The organism is Pararhizobium mangrovi (assembly GCF_006516965.1).
In the GTDB taxonomy this organism is placed as follows: Bacteria; Pseudomonadota; Alphaproteobacteria; order Rhizobiales; family Rhizobiaceae; genus Pararhizobium_B; species Pararhizobium_B mangrovi.
In genome coordinates this window covers 38434-50100 of the sequence record NZ_VHLH01000013.1, presented here as the reverse complement: position 1 = coordinate 50100, position 11667 = coordinate 38434, and the positions used below count along the sequence as shown (strand labels likewise).

At 64.8% G+C, this 11667-nt stretch carries 11 protein-coding genes; 5 read left to right on the top strand and 6 right to left on the bottom strand.

Going from position 1 to position 11667, the window contains the following annotated elements:
* Positions 1–90 precede the first annotated feature (90 nt).
* From FJU11_RS08340 to FJU11_RS08320, 5 genes are all read left to right on the top strand, one after another.
* On the top strand, positions 91–1101 hold the full coding sequence (locus FJU11_RS08340; RefSeq protein WP_141166583.1) for a LacI family DNA-binding transcriptional regulator: 1011 nt from the start codon (positions 91–93) through the stop codon (positions 1099–1101).
* Between the two features lie 220 nt (positions 1102–1321).
* Positions 1322–1981, top strand: coding sequence for a paraquat-inducible protein A (locus FJU11_RS08335; RefSeq protein WP_141166582.1), 660 nt, complete (start codon positions 1322–1324; stop codon positions 1979–1981).
* Positions 1951–2592: a paraquat-inducible protein A gene (locus FJU11_RS08330; protein ID WP_210242861.1), complete on the top strand. Its 642-nt coding sequence runs from the start codon at positions 1951–1953 to the stop codon at positions 2590–2592. Before FJU11_RS08335 ends, FJU11_RS08330 begins: the two co-directional genes overlap by 31 nt.
* Positions 2589–5063 (top strand): MlaD family protein, encoded by a 2475-nt coding sequence (locus FJU11_RS08325; protein WP_141166580.1) that lies wholly within the window; start codon positions 2589–2591, stop codon positions 5061–5063. Before FJU11_RS08330 ends, FJU11_RS08325 begins: the two co-directional genes overlap by 4 nt.
* Before the next feature lies 1 nt (position 5064).
* Entirely contained in the window at positions 5065–5670 is a 606-nt protein-coding gene (locus FJU11_RS08320) for a PqiC family protein (protein WP_181408099.1), read from the top strand.
* A gap of 57 nt (positions 5671–5727) precedes the next feature.
* Here FJU11_RS08320 and FJU11_RS08315 read toward each other — a convergent pair whose 3' ends face one another.
* The 6 genes from FJU11_RS08315 to FJU11_RS08290 all read right to left on the bottom strand — a co-directional run bounded on the left by FJU11_RS08315 (position 5728) and on the right by FJU11_RS08290 (position 11522).
* Positions 5728–6738 (bottom strand): ABC transporter substrate-binding protein, encoded by a 1011-nt coding sequence (locus FJU11_RS08315; RefSeq protein WP_141166578.1) that lies wholly within the window; start codon positions 6736–6738, stop codon positions 5728–5730.
* A gap of 43 nt (positions 6739–6781) precedes the next feature.
* Entirely contained in the window at positions 6782–7642 is an 861-nt protein-coding gene (locus tag FJU11_RS08310; protein ID WP_141166577.1) for an ABC transporter permease, read from the bottom strand.
* On the bottom strand, positions 7639–8568 hold the full coding sequence (locus FJU11_RS08305; protein ID WP_141166576.1) for an ABC transporter permease: 930 nt from the start codon (positions 8566–8568) through the stop codon (positions 7639–7641). The genes FJU11_RS08310 and FJU11_RS08305 overlap by 4 nt, the downstream gene beginning before the upstream one ends.
* Before the next feature lie 87 nt (positions 8569–8655).
* Positions 8656–9522 carry an ABC transporter ATP-binding protein gene (locus tag FJU11_RS08300; RefSeq protein WP_141166575.1) on the bottom strand — a complete coding sequence of 289 codons (867 nt, stop codon included), beginning with the start codon at positions 9520–9522 and terminating at the stop codon, positions 8656–8658.
* 61 nt (positions 9523–9583) lie between these two features.
* Entirely contained in the window at positions 9584–11041 is a 1458-nt protein-coding gene (gene hydA, locus FJU11_RS08295) for a dihydropyrimidinase (RefSeq protein ID WP_141166574.1), read from the bottom strand.
* A gap of 25 nt (positions 11042–11066) precedes the next feature.
* On the bottom strand, positions 11067–11522 hold the full coding sequence (locus FJU11_RS08290; RefSeq protein ID WP_141166573.1) for an endonuclease domain-containing protein: 456 nt from the start codon (positions 11520–11522) through the stop codon (positions 11067–11069).
* Between the last annotated feature and the right edge of the window lie 145 nt (positions 11523–11667).

Sequence of the window (11667 nt, the reverse complement as noted above, 5' to 3'; positions counted from 1 at the left end):
ACGGCGGCGCTTCGCAATCGGGACGGCACCCATGCGCGTGAACGGCGGATCCGGGGATCGGCCCGACCACCAAACCGAGGGGCGCGAAGCGTGATCGCCAAGGCAGTGACATCGGTCGACGTGGCGCGCCGGGCCGGCGTCAGCCAGTCGGCCGTCTCGCGCTTCTTCACGCCCGGCGCTTCGGTCTCCACGAAGACGGCCGACAAGATCCGCAAGGCTTCCGAGGAACTCGGCTACCGGCCGAACGTGCTTGCCCGCTCGCTGATCACCGGGCGCAGCCGCATCATCGCGCTCGTCGTCTACTATTTCGAGAACCACTTCTATCCCGAGGCCGTCGAGAAGTTGTCGATCGCGCTCCAGGAAAGCGGCTATCACGTGCTGCTCTTCATGGCGTCGAACACGACCGGCGACGTCGAGCCGGTGGTGCAGGAGATCCTCGACTATCGCGTCGACGGCATCGTCATGGTCTCCGTGTCGATCTCTTCCGTGCTCGCCGAGCGCTGTGCGCAGCTTTCGATCCCGGTGCTTCTCTTCAACCGCGACCAGCCGGACACGGAGCTCAGATCCGTGACTTCGGACAACGTCGAAGGCGGACGGCTCGCCGCGCGCGTCCTGCTTCGTGGCGAGCCGCGCTGCTTCGGTCATCTGGCCGGCTTCGAGGGCGCCTCGACGCAGATCGATCGCGAGCGCGGCTTCTGTCAGGCTCTGGAGGCCGCCGGACGGCAGGTCGAAAGCCGCGCCGTCGGCAATTATCACTACGCCGAGGCCGCCGACGCCACGCGCGAACTCTTCGACCGTGAGGAGCGTCCGGATGCGCTCTTCGTCGCCGACGACCACATGGCGTTCGCAGCGCTCGACGTCATCCGCCACGAGTTCCGCCTTCGCGTGCCGCAGGACGTCGCCGTCGTCGGCTTCGACGACGTGCCGCAGGCCGCCTGGCCGAGTTTCGACCTGACGAGCGTGCGCCAGCACATCAATCTGCTCGTTTCGGAAGCCGTTTCGGAACTCGTCGCCACCATCGAGGAGCCCGGACGCATCACGCGCAAGGTGCGCGTTCCGCCGACGGTGATCGAGCGGAACACGACGCTGCGATCCGGCTGAAGCGTTGCCGATCGATGGAAGAGTACCGCTGCCACCGAAGCGAAACCCGCATGTGCGAATGGCCGACATAGCGAGAAGTTGAAGCGCGATTGCGGGCGAACGCCGATAAAGATTGCGTCTTCACCTTGGCGCATGCTTGTCTGCGCGGTACTACCGAAGCGTGTTCTGGTCGTCGGCGCAGGGACGGCCGTCGTTCATTCAGCTCGTCGTATCGGAGTTCATGATCGCGAATCGAACCGTCGAGGCATCAGCAGCTTCCGGCATTCGTTCCACGGAGGCCCTGATCGCATGCCCCCATTGCGATGCACTCTACGCTCTGCGCGAGCCGGCGGTCGGCGAACGCGCCGTGTGCGGACGATGCCACACGGTGCTGATCGCGCCGAAGCGCAAGGCCGGCCGAAAGATCATCGCGCTGACGCTGGCGATCCTCATCCTTCTGGTCGCGGCCCTCTTCTTTCCGTTCCTGAAGATCAGCATCTACGGGCTTGCCAACCAGTCGTCGATCCTCGATTCGGCGCTGGCGTTCCGCTCGGGCATCATGGCGTTCCTTTCGCTCGTCACCGGCGGCATGATCGTCTTCATCCCGGTCCTGCAAACGCTGCTCATCATGTATGTCCTGGTGCCGGTGGTGTTCGATCGCGCGCCGTTTTCGCATGCCAAGGCGGCGTTTCGTCTTTCTCAGGCGCTCAAACCCTGGGCGATGGCCGAAATCTTCGCGATCGGCTGTGCCGTGGCACTCGTGAAGGTCGCCGATCTGGCGCAGATCGGCTTCGGTCCGGCCTTCTGGATGTTCGCCGTTCTGGTGATCATCGTCTTGATCAACGACAATTATCTCTGCACATGGTCGGTATGGCGATCTCTGGAACGCATGAAGTCCTGACGGCACGCGAGGCCGGGCTCGTGGCCTGCCGGCGCTGCATGCATGTCTGGCCGGCGGACGTGCAGCGCTGCGCGCGCTGCGGCGGCCGGCTGCGCTCGCGCGACACGCATGCGCTGCAAAAGGTCTGGGCGTTCTGGATCGCCGGCCTCGTGTGCTACATCCCGGCCAACCTCAACCCGATGCTGATCACCCGCACGCTGCTCGACAGTTCGAAGAACACGATCGTCGGCGGCGCGATCGAACTCCTGCGCCACGGCGCGATCGGCGTCGCGCTCATCATTCTCGTCGCCAGCATGCTGATCCCCATCGGCAAGTTCTTTGCCGTCGCCTATCTGGCGATCTCGGTGCATCGCGGCACGTCGGTCTCGGCGAACCGGCGCCACCGTCTCTACGAGATCGTCGAATTCATCGGCCGCTGGTCGATGATCGACGTCTTCGTGGTCGCGATCCTCAGTTCTCTGGTGCAGTTTTCGAGCGTCGCGTCGATCAGTCCCGGACCGGCGGCCCTGACCTTCGCCCTTTCCGTCATCTTCACCATGCTTTCCGCGCAGGCCTTCGATACCCGGCTTCTGTGGGACGGCGAACGCGCACGACGATTGGCCGGCGAATGAGCGAGGACGACCCGCAGGGCCGCGGCGACGAGCCGTCCGACGTGCCGATCCGCAAGGAGCGCAAGTCCTTCTGGGACAGCGCCTATCTCATATGGGCGATCCCGGTCATCGCGCTTGCGATCGCGCTCGGCGCAGCCTGGCACAGCTACAGCGACCGCGGCCCCGTCATCGAGGTTTCGTTTTCGGAAGCGGCCGGCATCCAGGCCGACAAGACGCAGCTTCGCTATCGCGACATTCCCGTCGGCACCGTTCAGGACGTGCGCTTCAGCAGCGACCTGCAACGGGTCGTCGTCGCGATCCGCGTCGACAAGGATCTCGCGCCCTACATCGATTCCGACGCACGCTTCTGGGTCGTGCGTCCGCAGGTCAGCGCACGCGGCGTATCCGGCCTCGATACGGTGCTTTCGGGCGTCTACATCCAGGGCACCTGGGACAATTCGGCGGGCGGCATGAAGACCGCCTTCAAGGGGCTCGACCATCCGCCGCTGCTGACGACCGGCCAGAAAGGCATCAAGTTCAAGCTGAAGTCGACGAGCGGACTGCCGGCGGCCGGCACGCCGATCCTCTACAAGAACGTCGACGTCGGGGCGATCGGCGATTCGACCGTCGCCAAGGACGGCAGCAGCGTCACCGCGGACGCCGTGATCTACGAGCCGCACACCAACTACGTGACGACGTCCACGCGCTTCTGGGACATCTCCGGCTTCAGCTTCTCGCTCGGCGCAGGCGGCGCGAAGCTGAACTTCAATTCGCTGGCTTCGCTCGTCTCTGGCGGCGTAACGTTCGATACGCTCGGTTCTGGCGGAACCCCGCTCAAGGAAGGCGCGGTCTACACGCTGTTTCCGAGCGAGGACGCCGCACGCCAGGATTTCCTCGTCGAAGGGGAAAACCAGGTCGTCAACGTCGCCATGGTGTTCGACCAGAACATCTCCGGGCTTTCCGCCGGTGCCGGCGTCGAACTCGGCGGTCTGCGCGTCGGCGAAGTCACGAGCATCAACGGCCTCGTCGATCAGAAGCGCTTCGGCAACAACCACGTCCATCTGATCGCTTCGGTCAAGATGAACCCGAGTCGTCTCGGGCTTTCGCAAGGGACGGGCCGGGACGCTTTTCTCGACTACCTCCAGGAACGCGTGAAGAGCGGGCTTCGTGCCCGGCTCGTCAACGCGTCGCTGTTTACCGGCGGTCTCAAGATCGAACTCGTCGAGATCCCGAACGCCGCCCCCGCAACGCTCGACCGGAATGCCGAGCCGCTGCCGACGATCCCGACCGCACCGGCCAAGGTTTCCGACGTCGGCGCCACCGCGCAGGGTGTTCTGCAGCGGGTGAACGACCTGCCGATCGAGGAGCTGATGCATTCCGTCATCGGCTTCCTCGACAATGCGAAGGCATTCATCGGCAACAAGGACCTGCAACAGGCGCCGGCACAGCTTACCGGCCTTCTCGCCGCCGTGCGCACGGTTGCCGAAAGCGACGGCGTCCAGAAGCTGCCCGAACAGGTCAACGGGCTGTTGAGCGAGCTTCGAAGGACGAGCGCGACGCTGAACCAGGTCGTCGCGCAGCTGCAGCAGGAAAAGACCGTCGGCAAGCTGACCCGGACGATCGAGAACGCCAATGCCGCGACGGAGAAGCTGCCGGACCTCATCGCCGACCTTCGCGGCGTGCTCGCCAAGGCGCGGGCCGTGCCGCTCGGCGACATCTCGCAGAACGTCAACGACCTTCTCGCAGCCGGGCAGGCACTGCTGAACCAGACGGATACGCTCGTCGCCAGCGACGACGTCAAGGCCGTACCGCAGGAGTTGCGCCGCATCCTCACCTCGGTGCGCACGGTGACGGAAAATCAGGACGTGCAGCAATTGCCCGACAAGGCGAACGCGCTGATCGCACGGCTGCAGAATACCGCGGACACGATCGACAGGCTCGCCACCGATCTCGAGCAGCGTGACGTCGTCGGCAAGGTGACGTCCGCCGTCAACAACGTCGCGGATGCGGCGAACGGCCTGCCGCAGCTCGTCGACGAGGCGCGTGGCATCGTCAAGAATGCCGGTAACGTGCCCCTCGACAAGCTCACGCAGCAGGCTTCCGGGCTGCTGGCCTCGGCGAACCGCGTGCTCGACCAGGATTCCACGCGGCAGCTTCCGGACGAGCTCAACAAGTCGCTGACCTCGCTGCGCGAGATCCTGGCGCAGCTTCAAAAGGGCGGCCTCGTCGAAAACGCCAACCGGACGCTCGCTTCCGCGCGCGATGCGGCGGACCAGATCGCCAAGGTCTCCTCGACATTGCCGGAGCTCGCCGATAGCCTGCGCGCGGTGGCCAAGCAGGCCGGCAACACGCTGTCGGCCTATTCCGGAGACTCTCCCTTCACGCGCGACACCAGGGCGGCGATCCGCCAGATCCAGGACGCGGCGAAGGCGGTCGAGCGCCTTGCCCGGACCATCGAGCGCAAACCGAACTCTCTCATCCTTGGACGTTAATATGCCGCGTAACCGATCCGTTTTCCCGCCGACGATGAAGACCCTTGCCCCCTTAGCCCTCGTCCCGCTGGCCCTGGCCACGCTGGCGCTCGGCGGCTGTGCGAGCAAGGAGGTGCGTTTTGCGAGCCTTGCGCTGGCGCCGTCGCAGCACATCGCCTCGCACTATGCGAGCGCCGTCGTCGCCGCGGTGACGCTGCCGAGCTACGCGGATTCGCAGGATATCTACGAACAGAAGGCCGATGGGTCGATCGTCGCACTCGGGCCGCTGTGGGCCGACGATCCGTCGCGCGCCATGACCCTGCAGCTTTCGCGCGACCTTTCCGCCGTCACCGGCGCGAAGATCGCGCCGGAGCCTTGGCCGTTCCGCGCCGAGCCGGATGCCAGGATCGACGTGCGCATGGACGAGATGCTCGCCACGGCGACGGGTGGATTTCGCATCGCCGGCCAGTATTTCGTCGCGCCTGAAAACGACGGCGGGGATCGGGCGCGCTCGTTCTCGATTTCGGTGCCGCTGTCCGATCCGGGTTCTGCAGCCGCGATTGCCGCGGCACGCGCCGCGGCGGTCTCCAGGCTGGCCGAACAGATCGTCCGCAAGGGACTGCGATAGGGTGCACTCGCCCGATCGCGACCGGATGCCCCGGCCGCGATCGGGCTTGCGAGTCGCTCAGAGCTGCGGCTTGTCGTCGACCTTGTCGGTGACCTTGTGCGTCCATGCGCCTTCCGGCTTCTTGGTGATCGCCGGGTTGTCCGAGCCCTTGTCGGCCGAAAGGAGCGTGTTGACCGTCTCCTTGTAGTTTTCGGGATCGAGCACGCCGTTCGAACCCTTCAGGAGCTTGTCGACCTCCTTCATCATGTATTCCTGATGGTCGAGCGTCTGCGCACCGGAAGAGTCGTTGTCGACGACGATCTGGGCCGCCTCGTCGGGGTGTTCCTCGGCGTATTTCCAGCCCTTCATCGAGGCCTTCACGAAGCGGGCCATCTTGTCGACGAACTTCGGATCGTCGAGCTTCGGGCCCATGACGTAGAGGCCGTCTTCCAACATGCCGACGCCCTGGTCGCGGTAGTTGAAGACGGTCAGGTCGTCCGGCTTGAAGCCCGCGTCGAGGATCTGGCCGTATTCGTTGTAGGTCATGGCCGAGATGCAGGCGGCCTGCTTCTGGACGAGCGGGTCGACGTTGAAGCCCTGCTTGAGCACCTTCACGCCGTTGTCGCCGCCATCGGTCGGAATGCCGAGCTTGGCCATCCAGGCGAAGAAGGGATACTCGTTGCCGTAGTACCAGACGCCGAGCGTATGGTCCTTGAAGTCGGCCGGCTTGGTGATACCGGAATCCTTGCGGCAGACGAGAAGCAGGCCCGAATGCTTGAAGGGCTGGGCGATGTTGACGAGCGGCACGCCGCGTTCGCGCGCGGCAAGTGCGGCAGCCATCCAGTCGACGATGACGTCGGCGCCGCCGCCGGCGATCACCTGTTCGGGCGCGATGTCCGGCCCGCCGGGCTTGATCGTGACGTCGAGATCGGCGTCCTTGTAGTAGCCCTTGTCCTGCGCGACGTAATAGCCGGCGAACTGCGCCTGCGTCACCCATTTGAGCTGAAGCGTAACGTCGTCCGCCGCGTTCGCCACGCCGGCCGACAGGCCGAGTGCCAGAACCAGCGTTGCTCCGATCAGTTTGTTCATGCCGTTCTCCTCTGGTTGAAGGCTCCGCCTTTATGGTTGCCGGTCAGCGCCGGTAGGACGGATGCCAGAAAGTGACGCCGCGCTCGATGAGCGCGAGCACGCCGTAGAAGGCCGAGCCCGCAAGGGCGGCGACGAAGATCTCCGCCCACACCATGTCGATGTTCATGCGGCCGACCTCGGTGGAGATGCGAAAGCCCATGCCGACGATCGGCGTGCCGAAGAATTCCGCCACGATCGCGCCGATCAGCGCGAGCGTGGAATTGATCTTGAGCGCGTTGAAGACGAAGGGCATCGCCGCCGGCAGGCGCAGCTTCAAGAGCGCCTGCCAGTAGCCCGATGCGTAGGTATCCATCAGGTCGCGCTCCATGCGTCCGGCCACTTCGAGGCCGGCGACGGTGTTCACGAGCATCGGGAAGAACGTCATCACCAGGACGACGGCAGCCTTCGATTGCCAGTCGAAGCCGAACCACATGACCATGATCGGCGCGACGCCGACGATCGGCAGCGCGGCCATGAGGTTTGCAACCGGCAGCATGCCGCGGCGCAGGAAGCCGACGCGATCGACGAGGATCGCGACGAGGAAGCCAGAGCCGCAGCCGAGTGCGAAGCCGGCGAGCACGGCCTTGAGGAAAGTCTGCCGGAAATCGGCCCAGAGCGTACCTGTCGACGTGACGATCCGCTCCCAGATCATCGAGGGCGGAGGCAGAAGCACCGGCGGTACGTCGAAGCCGCGCACGAGCCCTTCCCAGAGCGCCAGAAGGGCTGCGCCGAAGAGCAGCGGCACGACGAGATCGATCACCCGGGCGAGCGCACCGCCTTCGGGACGGGCGCGCAAGAGCGCGATGTTGACTGCCCACGCGGCGATCCAGAAGGCGAGGGCTGCGACGAGGATCCCGACGTTCATGGCTGCACACCCATGCGCCGTGTGACGACCTTGCCGACCGCATCGACGATGACGACGAGGAGTGCCGCACAGATCGACGCCATGATGAGCGCCGACCAGATCTGCACCGTCTGGCCGTAATAGGAGCCCGCCAGCAGCCGCGCGCCGAGACCCGCAACCGCGCCGGTCGGCAGTTCGGCGACGATGGCGCCGACGAGCGCGATGGCGATCGCGACCTTCATCGAGGTGAAGAGGAAGGGAACCGCCGAGGGCCCTCTGAGCTTCCAGAAGGTCTGTGCGCGCGAGGCCGAATAGGTGTGCATCAGGTCGAGATGCATGATTTCGGGCGAGCGCAGCCCCTTCACCATGCCGACGGCGACGGGAAAGAAGGCGAGATACATCGAGATCAGCGCCTTCGGCAGCAGCCCGGTGATGTCGATCGCGTTCAGGACCACGATGACCATGGGCGCGAGCGCGATGATCGGGATGGTCTGCGAGGTGATGATCCACGGCATCAGCGACTTGTCGAGCGCCTTCGAATGGACGATGCCGATCGCGAGCAGAATGCCGAGCGCCGTGCCGAGCGCGAAGCCGAGAAGGGTGGAGGAAAGCGTCACTCCGGCGTGGTAGATCAGGCTGCGCTTGGAGGTGACCGGTGTCGCGACGGTCGTCTTCCAGAGTTCCGCGACGACCTGGTGGGGGGCTGGAAGCACCGGCCGGCGCGCATCCATCGTGGCGGTGATCGTCTGCGTGAAGCTCAGCGGATGGCCGACACGCTCGGCCCGGTCGATCTCGCCGGGTGCGTTGAGGATGACGGCGAAGACGTACCACAGCACGAGGATGGCCAGCACGACGGTGAGGATCGGCACGAGCCTGTCGAACCGGCCACCGGCGCGGAAGACTGGGCGGCGTTGGGCGAGTTCGGAAGGGGTCGTCAGCGTTGCCATCAGCGGATTGCCCATGGACGGAAGGCACGGTGGCTGCGGGAAAGGACAGAGGGAGGTAAACACCCCACGACGGACGCTTCGACGACGCTACTCCTCATAGGAATGTCCCGCGCGAAGACCCTCGCGTACCCGATGGGCGATCTCCAGAAACTTCTCGCTCTCGCGGATGTCGAGCGGGCGGTCCTCGCCGAGGTCGCAGTCGATGATCTCGTGGACGCGGCCGGGGCGCGGGCTCATGACGACGATCTTCGTCGACAGGAAGACGGCCTCGGGGATGGAGTGCGTGACGAAGACGACGGTCTTCTTCGTCTTGGCCCAGAGCCTCAGAAGCTGTTCGTTCAGATGGTCGCGAACGATCTCGTCGAGTGCGCCGAACGGCTCGTCCATCAACAGCATGTCGGGATCGAAGGACAACGCGCGGGCGATCGAGGCGCGCTGCTGCATGCCGCCGGAAAGCTGCCAGGGAAACTTCTTCTCGAAGCCCGCGAGATTGACGAGTTCGAGGTTCTCGCGCACCCGCTGCTTCCGATCCGCCCGGCCGAACCCCATGATCTCCAGCGGCAGCGCGATGTTGTTGGCGATGGTGCGCCAGGGAAAGAGCGCGGACGACTGGAAGACGTAGCCATAGGCGCGGGCAAGCCGTGCCTGCGCCGGCGAAACGCCGTTGACGGCGATCGTTCCTCCCGTCGGCCGTTCGAGATCGGCGATCACGCGAAGAAGCGTGGTCTTGCCGCAGCCGGACGGTCCGATCAGCGAGACGAACTCGCCGCGTTCGACGGACAGGTGAATGTCTGAAAGCGCATGAACGGCTCCGTCGCCGGTCTGGAAGGTGAGGTCGAGGCCCTTCGCCTCGATCACCTTTTCGCTTCGATGCGGCGGATGGGGCCGGGCTCCATGTCCGGCGGCTGCGAACGGATCGCTTATCGCGTCGGTGGAATCGATCGTGTTCACCATCGGCGGTTCCCTTGCACCAAGAGTACCTCCCGCGAAAAAACCGGTTCGAACACGGGGGTCCTCAAACGCCGCTCGCCGGAATGCCGGTGCGTTCGACCTTGCGCGGATGCATCAGTTCCTTCCATTGCGACAGTGCCCTGTTCACCGACTGGAAGGGCTCGCGCTTGACGAAGCGACCGTGACCCTCGCGGCTCTTCATCGTGCCTTCCTCGACGGCGACATGGCCGCGCGTCAGCGTGAAGCGGGGCAGGCCGGTGACTTCCATGCCCTCGAAGACGTTGTAGTCGATCGCCGATTGCTGGGTTTTCGCGCTGATCGTCTTCGTCGCTTCTGGATCCCACACCACGAGGTCGGCATCGGCGCCTGCGAGCACGGCCCCCTTCTTCGGGTACATATTGAGGATCTTCGCCGAATTGGTGGAGGTGACCGCGACGAACTCGTTCATCGTCAGCCGACCGGTGCGCACGCCGTGCGTCCATAGAAGCGGCAGGCGGTCTTCCAGGCCACCGGTCCCGTTCGGGATCTTGGTGAAGTCGCCGACGCCGAAGCGCTTCTGTTCGGTCGTGAAGGCGCAGTGGTCCGTTGCGACGCACTGCAGCGAACCGGCGGCAAGGCCGGCCCAGAGCGAATCCTGATGCTGCTTGTTCCTGAAGGGCGGGCTCATCACGCGACGGGCGGAATGGTCCCAGTCCTTGTCGAAATATTCGCTCTCGTCGAGGACGAGGTGCTGGATCAGCGGTTCGCCATAGACGCGCATGCCCTTCTGGCGCGCCCGCCGGATCGCCTCGTGCGCCTGCTCGCAGGAGGTGTGGACGACGTAGAGCGGAACGCCCGCCATGTCGGCGAGCATGATGGCGCGGTTGACGGCCTCGCCCTCGACCTCCGGCGGGCGGGAATAGGCGTGCCCCTCCGGCCCGTCATTGCCTTCGGCCATGAGCTTGGCCTGCATCTGCGCGACGACGTCACCGTTTTCGGCGTGGACGAGGGGAAGCGCGCCGAGTTCGGCGCAGCGCTGGAACGAGGCGTACATCTCGTCGTCGTCCACCATCATGGCGCCCTTGTAGGCCATGAAGTGCTTGAAGGAGTTGATGCCTTTTTCCTGCACCACGGTCTTCATGTCGTCGAAGACCTGCTCGTCCCAGCCCGTGATCGCCATGTGGAACGAGAAGTCGCAATGCGCGCGGCCGGACTTGTTGTCCCACATCTGCAGGGCTTCGATGAGCGTCTGGCCGGGCTGCTGGATGGCGAAGTCGACGACCATCGTCGTGCCGCCGGCAAGCGCCGCCTGCGTCCCGGAATGGAAATCGTCGGTCGAATACGTGCCCATGAACGGCATTTCGAGATGGGTATGCGGGTCGATGCCGCCCGGCATCACGTAACAGCCGGTCGCGTCGAGCGTCGTGTCGCCGGAAAGGTTCGTGCCGATCTCCGTGATCGTCTCGCCCTCGATCTTCACGTCCGCCGTGTAGGTCAGGTCCGCGGTGACGATCGTGCCGTTCTTGATGACTGTGCTTGGCATGGCTGTTCCCTTTTGCTTTACGCTTTCATCCGGCCGGCTGGGCCATCGCCGTTACGGACGAGATACCCGGATCGTGCATTTGGTTCGCAGTCGGTGTGAAGCCCGGTGTTCCACTCCGTAGCCGGCCTTCGAGTGCAGCGAGGATGGTGTTCAGGACCGCTTCGCGTTCGGAACGCAGATCGTCGTTCCAGAAGCGAAGAACGGCATAGCCCTGGCTCGCGAGGTATCGGCTCCGGTGCATGTCGCGCACACTGTTCGCATGTTGCGAGCCATCGAGTTCGATGATCAGGTGCTGCGATCGGCAGACGAAGTCGGCGATGTAGGGGCCGAGCGGGACCTGTCGTGTGAACTTGTAGCCGTTGAGATGGCGATTGCGGAGCTCCTGCCAGAGGCGCGCTTCCGGTTCCGTTTCGTTTCGACGCAGGTGCCGCGCTTGAGCGGTCTTGCCGGGACGGCGGTTGGTAACGGGTGTTCCGGTCAATGGATCATCCCCTCATCCGACCCTTCGGGCCACCTTCTCCCCAGTGGGGCGAAGGGGTGTTCGCTGCGGTTCCCTGCTTCCGAGCAACGTTCCGAATTACCACGTTCGTGATGCGAACGATTTCGCCGCTTACACCCCTCTTCTC

Excerpts from the sequence above, each read along its gene's own strand:
- FJU11_RS08335 (WP_141166582.1), top strand. The coding sequence starts at position 1,322 with ATGATCGCGAATCGAACCGTCGAGGCATCAGCAGCTTCCGGCATTCGT.
- FJU11_RS08330 (WP_210242861.1), top strand. The coding sequence starts at position 1,951 with ATGGCGATCTCTGGAACGCATGAAGTCCTGACGGCACGCGAGGCCGGG.
- FJU11_RS08325 (WP_141166580.1), top strand. The coding sequence starts at position 2,589 with ATGAGCGAGGACGACCCGCAGGGCCGCGGCGACGAGCCGTCCGACGTG.
- FJU11_RS08320 (WP_181408099.1), top strand. The coding sequence starts at position 5,065 with ATGCCGCGTAACCGATCCGTTTTCCCGCCGACGATGAAGACCCTTGCC.
- FJU11_RS08315 (WP_141166578.1), bottom strand. The coding sequence starts at position 6,738 with ATGAACAAACTGATCGGAGCAACGCTGGTTCTGGCACTCGGCCTGTCG.
- FJU11_RS08310 (WP_141166577.1), bottom strand. The coding sequence starts at position 7,642 with ATGAACGTCGGGATCCTCGTCGCAGCCCTCGCCTTCTGGATCGCCGCG.
- FJU11_RS08305 (WP_141166576.1), bottom strand. The coding sequence starts at position 8,568 with ATGGCAACGCTGACGACCCCTTCCGAACTCGCCCAACGCCGCCCAGTC.
- FJU11_RS08300 (WP_141166575.1), bottom strand. The coding sequence starts at position 9,522 with ATGGTGAACACGATCGATTCCACCGACGCGATAAGCGATCCGTTCGCA.
- hydA (WP_141166574.1), bottom strand. The coding sequence starts at position 11,041 with ATGCCAAGCACAGTCATCAAGAACGGCACGATCGTCACCGCGGACCTG.